General features: G+C 63.9%; 13 protein-coding genes and 1 riboswitch. Of the genes, 11 read left to right on the top strand and 2 right to left on the bottom strand.

Features of this window, described 5'->3' with window-relative positions; translation table 11 throughout:
- Positions 1-49: 49 nt before the first annotated feature.
- The gene (locus PFU01S_RS20940) at positions 50-1483 is read right to left on the bottom strand and encodes a TolC family outer membrane protein (protein ID WP_023532888.1); all 1434 of its coding nucleotides are present in this window, start codon (positions 1481-1483) and stop codon (positions 50-52) included.
- Between the two features lie 159 nt (positions 1484-1642).
- Positions 1643-1749, top strand: a riboswitch (TPP riboswitch).
- Positions 1750-1903: 154 nt separating this feature from the next.
- Between PFU01S_RS20940 and thiC the strand changes: the two genes are divergently transcribed.
- Entirely contained in the window at positions 1904-3784 is a 1881-nt protein-coding gene (thiC, locus tag PFU01S_RS20935; protein ID WP_028687911.1) for a phosphomethylpyrimidine synthase ThiC, read from the top strand.
- Between the two features lie 110 nt (positions 3785-3894).
- Positions 3895-5178 carry a putative hydroxymethylpyrimidine transporter CytX gene (gene cytX / locus PFU01S_RS20930; protein ID WP_028687910.1) on the top strand — a complete coding sequence of 428 codons (1284 nt, stop codon included), beginning with the start codon at positions 3895-3897 and terminating at the stop codon, positions 5176-5178.
- On the opposite strand, the gene PFU01S_RS20925 is transcribed toward cytX, so the two are convergent.
- Positions 5147-5893, bottom strand: coding sequence for an RsiV family protein (locus PFU01S_RS20925; RefSeq protein WP_028687909.1), 747 nt, complete (start codon positions 5891-5893; stop codon positions 5147-5149). The two genes, cytX and PFU01S_RS20925, sit on opposite strands and share 32 nt — an antisense overlap.
- 185 nt (positions 5894-6078) lie before the next feature.
- Here PFU01S_RS20925 and PFU01S_RS20920 point away from each other — a divergent pair, with 185 nt between their 5' ends.
- The 9 genes from PFU01S_RS20920 (at position 6079) to PFU01S_RS20880 (ending at position 15442) form a co-directional block, all read left to right on the top strand.
- On the top strand, positions 6079-6696 hold the full coding sequence (locus PFU01S_RS20920; RefSeq protein ID WP_023532940.1) for an NUDIX domain-containing protein: 618 nt from the start codon (positions 6079-6081) through the stop codon (positions 6694-6696).
- Positions 6651-7139 (top strand): DUF1249 domain-containing protein, encoded by a 489-nt coding sequence (locus PFU01S_RS20915; protein ID WP_219858223.1) that lies wholly within the window; start codon positions 6651-6653, stop codon positions 7137-7139. Before PFU01S_RS20920 ends, PFU01S_RS20915 begins: the two co-directional genes overlap by 46 nt.
- Before the next feature lie 12 nt (positions 7140-7151).
- The gene (cpdA, locus tag PFU01S_RS20910; RefSeq protein ID WP_028687908.1) at positions 7152-7952 is read left to right on the top strand and encodes a 3',5'-cyclic-AMP phosphodiesterase; all 801 of its coding nucleotides are present in this window, start codon (positions 7152-7154) and stop codon (positions 7950-7952) included.
- A 294-nt stretch (positions 7953-8246) separates the two neighbouring features.
- Positions 8247-8855, top strand: a complete 609-nt coding sequence (locus PFU01S_RS20905) for a YqiA/YcfP family alpha/beta fold hydrolase (RefSeq protein WP_028687907.1) — start codon at positions 8247-8249, stop codon at positions 8853-8855.
- A gap of 35 nt (positions 8856-8890) precedes the next feature.
- A complete protein-coding gene (gene parE, locus PFU01S_RS20900) occupies positions 8891-10795 on the top strand; it encodes a DNA topoisomerase IV subunit B (RefSeq protein ID WP_027913970.1) in 1905 nt (634 codons plus the stop codon).
- On the top strand, positions 10792-11778 hold the full coding sequence (locus tag PFU01S_RS20895) for an esterase-like activity of phytase family protein (RefSeq protein ID WP_027913969.1): 987 nt from the start codon (positions 10792-10794) through the stop codon (positions 11776-11778). The genes parE and PFU01S_RS20895 overlap by 4 nt, the downstream gene beginning before the upstream one ends.
- The gene (locus PFU01S_RS20890) at positions 11775-12293 is read left to right on the top strand and encodes a retropepsin-like aspartic protease family protein (RefSeq protein ID WP_028687906.1); all 519 of its coding nucleotides are present in this window, start codon (positions 11775-11777) and stop codon (positions 12291-12293) included. The genes PFU01S_RS20895 and PFU01S_RS20890 overlap by 4 nt, the downstream gene beginning before the upstream one ends.
- A 10-nt stretch (positions 12294-12303) precedes the next feature.
- Positions 12304-14559 (top strand): DNA topoisomerase IV subunit A, encoded by a 2256-nt coding sequence (gene parC, locus PFU01S_RS20885; RefSeq protein ID WP_027913967.1) that lies wholly within the window; start codon positions 12304-12306, stop codon positions 14557-14559.
- A gap of 172 nt (positions 14560-14731) precedes the next feature.
- Positions 14732-15442 carry a PqiC family protein gene (locus tag PFU01S_RS20880; RefSeq protein WP_023532908.1) on the top strand — a complete coding sequence of 237 codons (711 nt, stop codon included), beginning with the start codon at positions 14732-14734 and terminating at the stop codon, positions 15440-15442.
- Positions 15443-15531 lie beyond the last annotated feature (89 nt).

Here is a 15531-nt window from a genome sequence, read left to right as displayed (position 1 = left end):
TGCGGCCCATCGCCGGCAAGCCGGCTCCCCCAGATGAGGCTGCCCGTCCTCAGGGCTTACGCTCGAAATTCTTCGCCGCCGCTGCCGCCAGGTCCGGTGGCAGGAAATCCTTGTCCGGGTTGTAGTCGGGTTTCAGGTAGCGCTTGAGGTCCTGCAAGTCTTGCGGGCTCAGCGTGCCGGCCGCCTGTTTCAGGCTCAGGTTGTCGAGGATGTAGGCGTACCGGCTGTTGTTGTAGTCGCGCACCGAGGTGTACAGCTGGCGCTGGGCGTCGAGCACATCGACGATGTTGCGGGTGCCCACCTGGTAGCCGATTTCGGTAGCCTCGAGCGCGCTCTGGTTGGAGATGATCGACTGCTTGCGCGCCTGTACCTGTTCGACGTCGGTGTTCACCGCACGGTGCAGGTTGCGGGTGTTCTCCACCACCTGACGGCGCAGGCTTTCGCGCTGCTGTTCGCTCTGGCTGAGGCGCTGGTAGGCTTCGCGTACCTGTGAACTGGTCAGCCCGCCGCTGTAGATGGGAATGTTCAACTGCAGGCCAACGGTGGTCTGCTCCACGTCGCCCCCATACCGAACACCCAGCGGCGATGGGTTGCTGAAGCCCAGGTTGTCGTTGTCACCCTTCTGGTATTTGGCCACGGCATCTACGGTCGGGGCGTGACCGGCCTTGCGCTGACGCAACGTTTCTTCCGCCGCGGACACCGCGTAGTTGGTCGCCAACAGGTTGAGGTTCTGCCGGCCGGCGGTTTCGACCCAGGCCTTGGCGTCGTTGGGCACGGGCACCTGCACCGGCAGGCTGTGGACCACACCCTGGATAGCGGTGTACTCCCGATTGGTCAGGGTGACCAACGCCTGGAAAGCATCCTGCACCTGACGGTCGGCGATGATGCGGTTGGCGCGGGCCGTGTCATAGCTGGCCTGGGACTGCAACACGTCGGTCTTGTCCGAAAGCCCCACGTCGAAACGTTCGTTGGACTGGTCGAGCTGACGCTTGAGGGCCGCTTCCTCGGCCTTGCTGGCCGCCAGGTTGTCCTGCGCACGCAGCACCGCAAAGTAGCTTTGCGCAGTCTGCAGGATCAGGTTCTGCTCGGTGGCAGACAGCTCCAGCGCGGCCTGTTCGTTGACGGCCTCGGCAGCTTGCAACTGGAACCAGCGGTCAGCGCGGAAGATGGGCTGGGCCAGGGTCGCGCTCCAGGCATTGCCGCTGCGGTTGGATGTGATCGACGGCTCGTCGAGCTTGGTGCGGGTGCTTTGCATCTCGGCACCGGCCGACAGGTTGGGCAGCAAGCCGGCACGGGCCTGGGGCACGATTTCGCGGCGCGCGCCGTAGTCGGCGCGGGCGGCTGCCAGGTCGGCGTTGTTCTCTACCGCTTCCTGGTAAACGCTCACCAGATCGGTTTTCACCGTTGCCGGTACGTCCGCCGCCCAGGCCATCGTATGGGACGCACAAGACACGGCCAGGGCCAGTGAGAGTTTGCGCAGCATAGGGGCAATCCTTGTACGAAATGTAATTACTGAACTGTTGAGTTTTGCTTGATGACGCAGTGTAGTGCCACGCGCTCCGGGCAACAATCACCCTGATGCCGTTGATCATTCCCGGGATTGCTCGCTTGGCTTTGCCGGCAACTCCAGTCTAGACTGCGCATGTTCTTGTCGGGGTGCCTTGAAGCAAAGGCTGAGATCGCATAGGTGCGGATCCCGTTGAACCTGATCAGGTTAGCGCCTGCGTAGGGAACAAGATTGCTCGCCTTCCCGGGGAGCCTCTTGTGCCAGGTCCGGGAAAGCATCGGCTGTTTGCAGCCCATGACACCCCGTCTTTGGCACCGCACCCGTCTAGGAGTGCGTCCGCGTCCTTCAGGTTCACCCCGACATTCCACTGCTAGGAAGCCGTCTGGAGAGCCTGTGATGACCCAACAAGAAAAAGCGATGAACCTCAGCGAATCGGCGCAAGTCGATCAGCAGTCCGTGCAGCCGTTTCCGCGCTCGCGCAAGGTCTATGTCCAGGGCTCGCGTCCGGATATTCGCGTACCGATGCGCGCGATCAGCCTGGCCGACACGCCCACCGATTTCGGGGGCGAGCGTAATGCGCCCGTGCTGGTCTACGACACTTCCGGCCCCTACACCGACCCAGAGGTGTTGATCGACGTGCGCAAGGGCCTGGCCGACGTGCGTTCGGCCTGGATCGATGCACGCGGTGACACCGAGCGCCTGAGCGGCCTGAGCTCCCACTTCGGCCAGCAGCGCCTGAACGACGCCGAGCTGGCCAAGCTGCGCTTCGCCCATGTGCGCAACCCGCGTCGTGCCAAGCCAGGCGCCAATGTGTCGCAGATGCACTACGCCCGCCAGGGCATCATCACCGCCGAGATGGAATACGTGGCCATCCGCGAGAACATGAAGCTGCAGGAGGCCCGGGCGGCAGGCCTGCTCGATACGCAGCATGCCGGTCACAGCTTCGGCGCCAGCATTCCCAAGGAAATCACCCCCGAGTTCGTGCGCGAGGAAGTGGCCCGTGGCCGCGCCATCATTCCGGCCAACATCAACCACACCGAGCTGGAGCCGATGATCATCGGCCGCAACTTCCTGGTGAAGATCAACGGCAACATCGGCAACAGTGCGCTGGGTTCGTCCATCGAAGAAGAGGTGGCCAAGCTCACTTGGGGCATTCGGTGGGGTTCGGACACCGTCATGGACTTGTCCACCGGCAAGCACATCCATGAAACCCGCGAATGGATCATTCGCAACTCCCCCGTGCCCATCGGCACCGTGCCCATCTACCAGGCACTGGAAAAGGTCGGTGGCGTGGCCGAGGACCTGACCTGGGAGCTGTTTCGCGACACGCTGATCGAACAGGCTGAGCAGGGCGTGGATTATTTCACCATCCATGCCGGGGTGCTGCTGCGCTATGTACCGCTGACCGCCAAGCGCGTCACCGGGATCGTCAGCCGGGGTGGTTCGATCATGGCCAAGTGGTGCCTGGCGCATCACCAGGAGAACTTCCTGTACACCCACTTCGATGAAATCTGCGAAATCATGAAGGCCTACGACGTCAGCTTCTCGCTGGGCGATGGCCTGCGCCCGGGCTCGATCGCCGATGCCAACGACGCGGCGCAGTTTGGCGAGCTGGAAACCCTGGGCGAGCTGACCAAGATTGCCTGGAAGCACGATGTGCAGTGCATGATCGAAGGCCCCGGCCATGTGCCGATGCAGTTGATCAAGGAGAACATGGACAAGCAGCTCGAATGCTGTGACGAAGCGCCGTTCTACACCTTGGGCCCGCTGACCACCGACATCGCCCCTGGCTACGACCACATCACTTCCGGCATCGGAGCGGCCATGATCGGCTGGTTCGGCTGCGCCATGCTCTGCTATGTCACGCCCAAGGAACACCTGGGGCTGCCCGACAAGGACGACGTCAAGACCGGCATCATCACCTACAAGATTGCGGCCCATGCAGCCGACCTGGCCAAAGGTCACCCAGGGGCCCAGATTCGCGACAACGCGCTGTCGAAGGCGCGCTTCGAGTTTCGCTGGGAAGACCAGTTCAACCTGGGGCTGGACCCCGACACGGCGCGTGCCTTCCATGATGAGACCTTGCCCAAGGAGTCGGCCAAGGTGGCGCATTTCTGCTCCATGTGCGGGCCGAAGTTCTGCTCCATGAAGATCACCCAGGAGGTGCGTGAATACGCTGCCCGGATCGAAACCGTGGACGTCTCGGTGGAGCAGGGCATGCGCGAGCAGGCCGAGCGCTTCCGCCAGGCCGGCAGCCAGCTGTACCACAAGGTCTGAGGCCTAGCCTTTGGGCCAAGGTGGGCGCCATTCAGGCCGCGAAGCAGGGACCTGGTTAGCGGCCTGCCTTGCGCCCACCCCAACAATCACATTGCCGAGTGCGAGCAAGCATGACCACGTCCAGTCAATTTTCCCCTGATCATCCCATTCCCAACGGCCAGCGCGTATTCGGTGGCCGCGACCTGTTTTCACTGTGGTTTTCCCTAGGCATCGGCCTGATGGTGCTGCAAGTCGGTGCCATGCTGGCGCCGGGCCTTGGCCTGTCCGGGGCCATCCTGGCCATCGTCCTGGGCACCGGGGTCGGTGTGCTGTTGCTGGGTGCTGCCGGTGTGATCGGCAGCGACACCGGTTTGTCCGCCATGGGTACGCTCAAGCTCAGCCTGGGGGCGCAGGGTGCGCGCTTGCCAGCGCTGCTCAACGTATTGCAGCTGATAGGCTGGGGCGCCTTCGAGATCATCGTGATGCGCGATGCCGCCAGCCTGTTGGGTGCGCGAGCCTTCGGTGAGGGCAGCATCTGGCACAGTCCGGTGCTATGGACGCTGTGTTTTGGCGCGCTGGCCACCGTGCTGGCGGTCAGTGGACCGTTGGCTTTCGTGCGCAGGATCCTGCGGGCCTGGGGCATCTGGCTGCTGCTGGGCGCCTGTGTCTGGCTGACCTGGAACCTGTTCGCCAAGGCCGACCTGGCGATGTTGTGGCAGCGCGGCGGGGATGGGTCGATGTCGCTGGCCGTGGGCTTTGACATCGTCATCGCCATGCCCCTGTCCTGGCTGCCGCTGATTGCCGACTATTCGCGTTTTGCCCGCGACGGCAGGCAGGTGTTCGGCAGCACGGTGGTGGGGTATTTCATCGGCAACACCTGGTTGATGAGCCTGGGGGTGGCCTATACCCTGGCCTTCGCGGCGCAAGGCGAAGTCAATGCCCTGCTGCTGGCGCTCGCCGGGGCGGGCATGGGTATTCCGTTGCTACTGATTCTGCTCGACGAATCGGAAAAAGCCTTCGCCGACATTCATTCGGCGGCGGTCTCCGCCGGCGTGCTGGCACGCGTGAAGGTTGAACACCTGGCCCTGGCCATCGGCGTGCTGTGCACCCTGATCGCCCTGTTGGCACCGCTTGCCCAGTACGAAAACTTCCTGCTACTGATCGGCTCGGTGTTCGCCCCACTGTTCGGTGTGGTGCTGACGGACCATTACTGGGTTCGCCGTCGCAGCATTCCAGCCCATGTGGGGGCGCTGCACTGGCCGGCATTGCTGGCATGGGCGGCAGGCGTGGCGGCGTATCACATCATCGCCGCCCAGGCGCCGGACCTGGGCGCGACCCTGCCGGCGTTGGTGCTGGCAGGTGTGTTGTATGGCGTATTGGACTTCAGCCGCGGCCGGGGAACAGTTCGGGCTTGATCACGCCATTGAGGCGTGGGTAGGGAATTTTCAGCTCCACATGGCCCATGGAATACGGCGCGATGGCGTACACCTCGTACTTCACCACCACCGCGCCGTAGGTCAGGGCGATATGCGGCGAGCGCTTGAATGGCCAGGTTTTGATGAACTCGGCATCCTTGTCCATGCCGACACTCATCAGCCAGGCCCGGTGTGATTCCTCCACCGTCTTCCAGAACGTTTCTTCCTGGCCGGGGACCAGCATGTCCTGCAGGGTCAGGACCTTGTCCAGCTTGCGTGAATAGTTGATGAACGCACGACCTGGCATGCCATGGGCGCCACCGGTATCCAAGTAGCTGGACAGCTCGATGATCACCAGCCCGTCATGCTGTTCGCGTACTTTGGCCTGCAGGTAGCTGCTGTTGCGCTTCTCGGCGCTGGCCAGGTAGTGCTGTTCGTAGGCTTGCAGCGTTGTCGGTGCCGCCCCGTGCTGGTTGTCCTCGGTCAGTTGCAGCAGACGCTTTTCGACAATGCCGTCGAGCTTGGGCAACGCCGGGAAATGCACGGTGTCAATATTCACCAACGGGCAATCACGCTCGCTGCAGCCTGGCTTGACGTGTTCCCAGGCTTCGCGCTTGACCTCGAGCGGCGCTCGGTAGTTGGGGGCGAACAGGCTCTGGCATGCGCCCAGCGCCAAGGCCAGCACAGCGATGGATGTCAGTTTGACAAGTGTCATGATGATCCTTGCAAGAACAGGGAAAAGTCGGCCTTTGACCGTCGGCATGGCCTTCAGTTCGCCACTAAGCTAACAGAGACCGGGCCTGCTGTGCCATGTACGCCAACGGTTGTCGCCGGGGGGTGAAACGTGCCAGCGTGCAGAGTAGGATGGCGCGATGCAGCAGCGATGCAACGAGGATTTTCATGTCGGATACGTTGAATTCAGTGCCCCAGGCGGTCGAGATCGTCAAGCGGGACAAGTGCTTCCAGGGCTTTTACAGGCTCGACAAGCTCCACCTTCGCCATGAGCTGTTCGCCGGTGGAATGGGTCGGGAAATCAGCCGTGAGCTGTTCGTGCGCCATGACGCGGTGTGCGTTCTGCCGTACGACCCGCAGCGCGATGAAGTGGTCCTGATCGAGCAGTTTCGTGTGGGTGCCCTGGACAAGGTCGCCAACCCCTGGTTGATCGAGATGGTCGCCGGGCTGATCGACAAGGACGAGCAACCTGAAGAGGTGGCGCACCGCGAGGCCGAGGAAGAGGCCGGCCTGACCTTCAGCGCGCTGTGGCCGATGACGCGCTATTTTCCTTCGCCAGGCGGCAGTGACGAATACGTCCACCTGTTCCTGGGCCGCTGCAGCGCCGAGGGTGCCGGCGGCCTGCACGGGCTGGAGTCCGAAGGCGAGGACATCCGGGTGCGCGTGTGGTCGTTCGAGGATGCCTTGCAGGCGGTACGCGACGGGCGCATCTGTAATGCCGCGACCATCATCGGCTTGCAATGGCTTGCCCTGAACCGCGACGAAGTTCGAGGTATGTGGAAGTGAACCTGTTGCGCGAGCGCTACCGGGTCGACCTGGCCGGGTTGCAGGCCGCCTGCGAGGCCAACTATGCCCGGCTGATGCGCCTGCTCCCGGACATGCGCACCACCCAGAGTTCGCGCAGCATCGGCATGACCCAGGGCGACCAGATGCTGGGCGTGCTGGTGCTCGACGTGGTCCTGGCCTGCCCCTATACCACCACGCTGCGCATACGCCAGGAGCACAGTCTGCCCTGGCTGCCGGTCCCGGTCATGGAGGTGCAGGTGTACCACGATGCCCGCATGGCCGAAGTGGTGAGTGCTGAGCACGCCCGGCGCTTGCGTAGCATCTATCCTTACCCCAACGCCGCCATGCATCAGCCGGACGAGAAAGCCCAGCTGAACCTGTTCCTGGGTGAATGGCTTTCCCACTGCCTGGCCTGCGGCCACGAACTGGTAAGCGCTCGCTGAAAGGAGACGGCCTTGCCGCACTCGAACCCTGCCGGCACCGTTAACGTGGTGCACCTGACCGACGCCCATCTGTTCGCCAGCCCCGAGGGCAGCATGCTGGGCCTCAATACCCGCGACAGCCTGCGCCATGTGGTGCAGCAGGCGTTGCGCGAGCAGCACGACACGCACCTGCTGGTGTGCACGGGGGACCTGTCCCAGGACGCCAGCGTTGCGTCCTACGCAGCCTTTGAGCAATTGACCGCAGGCTTTGCCGCGCCGGCGCGCTGGCTACCGGGCAACCACGACGAAGCGCAGGTGATGGCGCAGGTGGCGCCCGAGTTGGTGCAGCCGGTTACCGACATCGGGGTCTGGCGCATCGTCATGCTCGACACGGCAGTGCCAGGGGCGGCCCATGGTTGGCTGCAGGACGCCCAGCTCAGTGTGCTGGAGGCGGCCTTACGTACGGCAGGGGAGCGCCATTGCCTGGTGTGCCTGCACCATCAACCGGTCGACATCGGCTGCGCATGGATCGCCCCCATCGGCCTGCGCAACGCCGATGCGCTGTTCGCCGTGCTCGATCGTCATCCCCAGGTGCGCGCGCTGTTGTGGGGGCACGTGCATCAGGAATGGGATCAATGGCGCGGCGACCTGCGGCTGCTGGCCACGCCTTCGACCTGCATTCAGTTCGCGCCAGGCAGTGAGGATTTCGAGGTGAGTCAGCAGCATCCTGGCTACCGCTGGATCCGCCTGCATGCTGATGGGACGGTGGACACGGGGGTGCAGCGAGCGCTGGATTTCGAGGTCAAGCTCGATTTCGATAGCCCCGGGTATTGAACCGCGAGGCCGCTCCATTGACCGTGTGGTGCCTGAGCTGACGGGCTCTTGGGCTTGTGGGCCCAACTGTCTGGTGCCGTATCAGCAAGCCAGCGCATTGCCGTGTAGATGCCGGTCAGACGCCCATCCCGCCGCTTACACCAAAGCTGCGAATCCTCTCAGTGACTCTTCACCCTGCCCGTCGGGGAATGTGTTTCAGAAAAACCGGCGCGGCGCCAAAACCTTGCGAACGCGATACACTGCGCGTCCCTGCGCCTGCCTACAGGCGCAACGCTACAGCTTTCGGGGAGCAGCATGTCGGGTTCCATCCTTTATATACACGGCTTCAACAGTTCGCCGTTGTCAGCCAAGGCCAGGCAGCTTCAGGCCGTCATGCAGCACCTCGGGCTGATCGACCGGCTGCGCCTGCCAGCGCTGCATCACCACCCCCGCCAGGCCATCGAGCAGCTTGAAGGCTGCATCGCCGAACTGGACGCGCCGTTGCTGGTGGGCAGCTCACTGGGCGGCTACTATGCCACCTACCTGGCCGAACGCCATGGCCTCAAGGCCTTGCTGATCAACCCCGCCGTAGGGCCGCACCGCCTGTTCGACGGCTATCTGGGTACCCAGCACAACCATCACACAGGCCAGGCGTGGGAGTTGACCCTCGACCACGTCCAGGCGCTGGCCGAGCTGGAGGTCCCGCCTCCTGCGGACCCAAGCCGCTACCAGGTATGGTTGCAGACCGGTGACGAAACCCTGGACTATCGCCATGCCGAGCGGTACTACCGCCACTGCGCGCTGCGTATCCAGGCCGGTGGGGACCACAGTTTTCAAGGCTTCGCCGAGCGCCTGCCGGCCCTGCTGGCCTTCGCCGGTGTTGCCCCGACGCAGTACGCTGCACTCGATTTTTCTGTATTTTGATTTTTTTGCATTCACCAGACTGACGACGAGACCCCATGGCCAATCCCAGCGCTAGCGCCTATAACGCAGACGCCATCGAAGTCCTCTCGGGCCTTGACCCGGTTCGCAAGCGGCCGGGCATGTACACCGACACCAGCCGCCCCAACCATCTGGCCCAGGAAGTCATCGACAACAGCGTCGACGAAGCCCTCGCCGGCCACGCCCGTTCGGTGCAGGTCATCCTGCACGCCGACCATTCGCTGGAAGTCAGCGACGACGGACGCGGCATGCCGGTGGACATCCACCCAGAAGAGGGCGTGTCGGGCGTCGAACTGATCCTCACCAAGCTGCATGCCGGCGGCAAGTTCTCCAACAAGAACTACCAGTTCTCCGGCGGCCTTCACGGCGTCGGCATTTCGGTGGTCAACGCCTTGTCCACGCAGGTGCGCGTGCGCGTAAAGCGTGATGGCAACGAGTACCAGATGACCTTTGCCGATGGCTTCAAGGCAAGCGAGCTGGAAGTGGTCGGCACGGTCGGTAAGCGCAACACCGGCACCAGCGTCTATTTCAGCCCCGACCCCAAGTACTTCGACTCCCCGCGGTTTTCCATCAGCCGGCTCAAGCACGTGCTCAAGGCCAAGGCCGTGCTCTGCCCAGGCCTGCTCGTCAGTTTCGAGGACAAGGCCAGCGGCGAGAAGGTGGAGTGGCATTACGAAGACGGCCTGCGCTCCTACCTCGTGGATTCGGTCAGTGACTTCCAGCGCCTGCCCGACGAGCCGTTCTGCGGCAACCTGGCCGGCAACAAGGAAGCGGTCGATTGGGCCCTGCTGTGGCTGCCCGAAGGGGGCGACAGCATCCAGGAAAGCTACGTCAACCTGATCCCCACGGCCCAGGGCGGCACCCATGTCAACGGCCTTCGCCAGGGCCTGCTGGATGCGATGCGTGAGTTCTGCGAATTCCGCAACCTGCTGCCGCGTGGTGTGAAGCTGGCCCCCGAAGACGTCTGGGAGCGCATCACCTTCGTGCTGTCGATGAAGATGCAGGACCCACAGTTTTCCGGGCAGACCAAGGAGCGCCTTTCCTCGCGTGAAGCCGCCGCCTTCGTTTCAGGCGTGGTCAAGGATGCCTTCAGCCTGTGGCTCAACGCCCACCCGGAGCTGGGCATGCAGTTGGCCGAGTTGGCCATCAGTAACGCCGGGCGCCGCCTGAAAGCCAGCAAGAAGGTCGAGCGCAAGCGCATCACCCAGGGCCCGGCACTGCCGGGCAAGCTGGCCGACTGCGCAGGCCAGGACCCAATGCGCGCCGAGCTGTTCCTGGTCGAGGGCGACTCGGCCGGCGGTTCGGCCAAGCAGGCGCGTGACAAGGAGTTCCAGGCGATCCTGCCGCTGCGCGGCAAGATCCTCAACACCTGGGAAGTGGACGGCGGTGAAGTACTCGCCAGCCAGGAAGTGCACAACATCGCCGTCGCCATCGGCGTAGACCCAGGTGCCACCGACCTGGCCCAGCTTCGCTATGGCAAGGTGTGCATCCTGGCCGACGCCGACTCCGACGGCCTGCACATCGCCACCTTGCTGTGCGCGCTGTTCGTGCAGCATTTCCGGGCACTGGTCGAAGCCGGTCACGTGTATGTGGCCATGCCGCCGCTGTACCGCATCGACCTGGGCAAGGAAATCTACTATGCCCTGGATGAAGCCGAACGAGACGGCATTCTCGACCGCCTGGTGGCAGAGAAAAAACGCGGCAAGCCGCAGGTCACCCGCTTCAAGGGCCTGGGCGAGATGAACCCGCCCCAGTTGCGCGAAACCACCATGGACCCCAACACCCGGCGCCTGGTCCAGCTCACCCTGGACGACGTGCAGACCACGTGCGAGCTGATGGACAAGCTGCTGGCCAAGAAGCGTGCAGGTGATCGCAAGGCCTGGCTGGAAACCAAGGGCAACCTGGCCGAGGTCATGGTTTGATTCGTTGGCTCCTGGCGGCTTGCCTGCCGCTGGTGGCCTTGCCGACCTTGGCAGACACCTGGCCTGAACTCGAACTGATGGGCGAGCACCCCGTCGATGGCATGCGTGCCGGTAACCTGTCGGGCCTTGCGCAATGCCGCGGCAGCTTGTGGGGTGTCTCGGACCGCGACGACGACCGTATTTACCGTTTCGAGCTCAAGGACGGTGCATGGCAGGCGCAGGCAGTGGCCTTTGACCCCCCACCGGTGCCGGAAAGCGGCTTGCCATGGGGGCTGAAGATGCGGACCTGGCTGGCGTCGTGGCTGCGCGGTGGCGACCTTGACTTCGAGGGCATCACCTGTGACCAGGCCGGCAACCTGTACCTGGTCAGCGAGGCGCATGCCGCCGTGCTGCAACTGCCTGTTTCGGGCACGCCAGACTGGCTGAAGATCGATTCGGCCATGGTGCGCCAGGCGCGCGCCAGCGGCATGCTGCTGAACTTCAATGCGCTGTTCGAGGGTGTGGCCGTCAACCCTGCTGGCGATCGCCTGTGGCTGGCCGGCGAGCGTGAGCGCCGCGGGCTGGTGGCCATCGAGCGCCAACAGTCGGTGTGGGCCTGCGGGCCCCGCTGCGTCCTGTTCAGCGAAGCCGGTGTAGAGATGCAACCGCCGCAGATACCCGATGCGCGGCCGGTTTCACGGGACTTCGCCGACCTGGCCTGGTTCGACGGCAAACTGTTCACGCTCGAGCGCAATGCCTATCGCATCTGTCGCCGCGATGCCGACAGCGGCCAGGTCGAGCGCTGCTGGTCATTTGCGGCCGACGCGTTGACCGAGCCGCGCCGCTATGACCAGCTGTTCGGTGTGGCCGAGGCGCTGGTGGTCGACGCCGAGGGGGCGTGGATCGGCCTGGACAACAATGAAGGCGCGCGTGCCGATGGCGAGCGCCGACCGATCGTCTGGCGCTTTGCGGCCCCTGCCGGCGGCTGGAGCGCCAAGCCGTGAGTCAGGCACCGGGCAGACGGGCGGGCAGGGTGCTGATGATCCTGGCCTGGGCGGCGGCGCTGTTTCTGGCTACGCGCTTCTTCGGGCAGTGGGAAGACCGCCAGCGCAATCCCAATGCGCAGGTCCAATCCTCCCACGGGCAAGGGTTCGTCGAGGTGCGCCTGCTGGGCAATGGCCAGGGCCACTTCGTGGCCGATGGCGCCATCAATGGCCAGGTGGTGCATTTCATGCTCGACACCGGTGCCACCGATGTCGCCATACCCGAATCCCTGGCCGACGGACTTGCGCTCAGACATGGCAGCCCGGTAACCGTCAGCACGGCCAACGGTCGCACGCAAGGCTATCGCACCCGGCTGGACAGCCTGCAATTGGGCGATATCCACCTGCGCGACATCCGCGCGATCGTGGTGCCGGGCCTGGATGGCACCACCGTGCTGTTGGGCATGAGCGCCTTGAAACAACTTGAATTTACCCAGCGCGGCGGCACCATGCTGCTGCGCCAGAACCTGAAATGACGAGGCTCGCATGAGCGAACTACAAGACAGTCTGGACGGCGTCGAACGCCGCTCGTTGGCTGACTTCACCGAACACGCCTACCTCAACTACTCCATGTACGTGATCATGGACCGGGCCCTGCCGCATATCGGCGATGGCCTCAAGCCAGTGCAGCGGCGCATTGTCTACGCCATGAGCGAGTTGGGCCTGGACGCCGATGCCAAGCACAAGAAGTCGGCGCGTACCGTGGGCGATGTGCTCGGCAAGTTCCACCCTCACGGGGACTCGGCCTGCTACGAAGCCATGGTGCTGATGGCGCAGCCCTTCAGCTACCGCTACACATTGGTGGACGGCCAGGGCAACTGGGGCGCGCCGGACGATCCCAAGTCGTTTGCCGCCATGCGCTATACCGAAGCACGGCTGTCGCGTTATGCCGAGGTGCTGCTTGACGAAGTCGGCCAAGGTACCGTGGATTGGGTGCCCAACTTCGACGGCACCTTGCAGGAACCGGCGGTGTTGCCTGCGCGCCTGCCCAACATTCTGCTCAACGGCACCACCGGTATCGCCGTGGGCATGGCCACCGATGTGCCACCGCACAACCTGCGTGAGGTGGCCAGTGCCTGCGTGCGTTTGCTCGACGAGCCAAAGGCCACCATCGAGCAGTTGTGCGAGCACATTCAAGGGCCCGATTACCCGACCGAGGCAGAGATCGTCACGCCTCGGGCCGATATCCTCAAGATGTATGAAAGCGGGCGCGGTTCGATTCGCATGCGTGCAGTGTACCGGGTCGAGGATGGCGATATCGTCGTCACGGCGTTGCCGCACCAGGTGTCCGGCGCCAAGGTACTGGAGCAGATTGCCGCACAGATGCAGGCCAAGAAGCTGCCGATGGTCGCTGACCTGCGCGATGAGTCCGATCACGAAAACCCGTGCCGCATCGTCATCATCCCGCGCTCCAATCGCGTGGATGCCGACGAGCTGATGCAGCACCTGTTCGCTACCACCGACCTTGAAAGCAGCTACCGGGTCAACGTCAACATCATCGGCCTGGACGGTCGTCCGCAGCTGAAGAACCTGCGGGCGCTGCTGCTGGAATGGCTGGAGTTCCGTACCGGCACCGTCCGGCGCCGCTTGCAGCATCGTCTGGACAAGGTGGAAAAACGCCTGCACTTGCTGGATGGTTTGCTCACTGCCTTCCTCAATCTGGACGAAGTGATTCATATCATCCGCACCGAGGAGCACCCTAAGCAGGCGCTGATCGCCCGCTTCGACCTCACCGAGATCCAGGCCGATTACATCCTGGAAACCCGCCTGCGCCAGCTCGCCCGGCTGGAAGAAATGAAGATCCGTGGCGAGCAGGACGAGCTGCTCAAAGAGCAGGCCAAGCTGCAGGCGCTGCTGGGCAGCGAGGCGAAGCTGCGCAAGTTGGTGCGCAGCGAATTGCTCAAGGATGCTCAAACCTATGGCGACGACCGACGCTCGCCGATCGTCGCGCGGGCAGAAGCCAAGGCGCTCTCCGAAAACGAGCTGATGCCGACCGAGCCCGTCACGGTGGTGCTGTCGGAAAAAGGCTGGGTGCGGTGTGCCAAGGGCCATGACATCGATGCCACGGGCCTGTCGTACAAGGCCGGGGATGGGTTCAAGGCCGCAGCCGCGGGGCGCTCGAACCAATTTGCCGTGCTCATCGATTCCACCGGCCGAAGCTACTCGGTGGCTGCCCACAGCCTGCCGTCAGCCCGTGGCCAGGGCGAGCCCCTGACCGGGCGCCTGACGCCACCACCGGGCGCCACCTTCGAGTGCGTGCTGCTGCCCGAAGACGATGCGCTGTACGTGGTGGCCTCCGATGCCGGCTACGGGTTCGTGGTCAAAGGTGAAGACCTGCAGGCCAAGAACAAGGCTGGCAAAGGGCTGCTCAGCTTGCCCAACGGCGCCAAGGTGATGACGCCGCGACCGGTGCTCAACCGGGAGCAGGACTGGCTGGCAGCCGTGACCACCGAAGGCCGTCTGTTGGTGTTCAAGGTCAGTGATTTGCCGCAGTTGGGCAAGGGCAAGGGCAACAAGATCATCGGCGTGCCCGGTGACCGGGTCGCCAGCCGGGAAGAGTATGTCACCGACCTGGCCGTGGTAGCCGAAGGGGCTACGCTGGTGCTGCAAGCCGGCAAGCGGACCCTGTCACTCAAGGGCGATGACCTGGAGCACTACAAGGGCGAACGCGGCAGGCGCGGCAGCAAGCTGCCACGTGGCTTCCAGCGGGTCGATGGGCTGCAGGTCGAATTGCCCGCCTGACCGTCAGACAGGCCCGCAATGGCGATTTCGCCGCCGTTGCGGGCAGAAATGCTGGAGTCGAGCACTCATTTCGCGGATGATATGCCCCCTGCGGTGCCGGCGTAGCCGTGTGCCCGTTTGAATCCATACGTATCACTGCGGCATGCCTGAAGGCAGCCGCCTGGATGGGATGATGAAATTTCTGCGCCTTCCCTTTGCGCTGTTGATGACGGGTCTATTGGGCCTTGGCGGGTGCACCATGCACCAGCCGGTTGCCTTGTACCAGCTCGACAGCGGTGATCCTGGCCAGCCGTCGCAACACGCGGGCATGGCCGTCGTGCTCGGCCCGGTTTCGGTGGCCGACTACCTGCAACGTGAGACGTTCCTGCAACGCCAGGCCGACGGCAGCCTCAGCGCCGCCACCGACGGGCGCTGGGCGGGCAGCCTGTCCTCGGACATCGACCAATTGCTGGTGCGGCAGCTGGCCTGGCGTCTGGATAGCCAGCGCGTGGTGCTGGCGCCGGCGACGGCAGGTTTCAGCCCGGACGTGCAAGTGCTGCTGTCGATCACGCGGCTGGACTCTGGCAAGAACCAACCCGCGGTTCTGGATGCACAATGGCGTGTGCTCGACCGCCGTGGCCAGGTGCGCGACAACCGCATCGTGCATTTGGAGCAGAAGCATGAAGGTAGCGAGGCCTCGCAGGTACAGGCGCAAGGTCAATTGCTGCAGAAGCTGGCCGAGCAACTGAGCACTGCGGTGAAGCCGTTGGCAAACCAGCCGGCCATTGCCGAAGCCGCACCCAAGAAGCCTGCAGCGCCTGTGCAGGTCAAGAAGCAGCCCGAGAAATCCAAAATCCCGATGGCCTCGCCGATTCGTACCGACATGGAAGTGTATCGGTTCTAACCGAAGGCCAGGCATGAAGAAGCCCGCCTCAAGGCGTAATGCTGTTCATTTAGGGCCGCTCCGCGACCCATCGCGGCACAAGGCCGCTT

This window comes from Pseudomonas fulva NBRC 16637 = DSM 17717 (assembly GCF_000730565.1).
Classification (GTDB): Bacteria; Pseudomonadota; Gammaproteobacteria; order Pseudomonadales; family Pseudomonadaceae; genus Aquipseudomonas; species Aquipseudomonas fulva.
The sequence above is the reverse complement of the archived record's forward strand: the minus strand, read 5'-3'. Positions and strand labels throughout refer to the sequence as shown.

Bases quoted from the DNA above. Each gene is read 5' to 3' on its own strand.
- PFU01S_RS20940 (WP_023532888.1), bottom strand. From the start codon at position 1,483: ATGCTGCGCAAACTCTCACTGGCCCTGGCCGTGTCTTGTGCGTCCCAT.
- thiC (WP_028687911.1), top strand. From the start codon at position 1,904: ATGACCCAACAAGAAAAAGCGATGAACCTCAGCGAATCGGCGCAAGTC.
- cytX (WP_028687910.1), top strand. From the start codon at position 3,895: ATGACCACGTCCAGTCAATTTTCCCCTGATCATCCCATTCCCAACGGC.
- PFU01S_RS20925 (WP_028687909.1), bottom strand. From the start codon at position 5,893: ATGACACTTGTCAAACTGACATCCATCGCTGTGCTGGCCTTGGCGCTG.
- PFU01S_RS20920 (WP_023532940.1), top strand. From the start codon at position 6,079: ATGTCGGATACGTTGAATTCAGTGCCCCAGGCGGTCGAGATCGTCAAG.
- PFU01S_RS20915 (WP_219858223.1), top strand. From the start codon at position 6,651: ATGGCTTGCCCTGAACCGCGACGAAGTTCGAGGTATGTGGAAGTGAAC.
- PFU01S_RS20905 (WP_028687907.1), top strand. From the start codon at position 8,247: ATGTCGGGTTCCATCCTTTATATACACGGCTTCAACAGTTCGCCGTTG.
- parE (WP_027913970.1), top strand. From the start codon at position 8,891: ATGGCCAATCCCAGCGCTAGCGCCTATAACGCAGACGCCATCGAAGTC.
- parC (WP_027913967.1), top strand. From the start codon at position 12,304: ATGAGCGAACTACAAGACAGTCTGGACGGCGTCGAACGCCGCTCGTTG.
- PFU01S_RS20880 (WP_023532908.1), top strand. From the start codon at position 14,732: ATGAAATTTCTGCGCCTTCCCTTTGCGCTGTTGATGACGGGTCTATTG.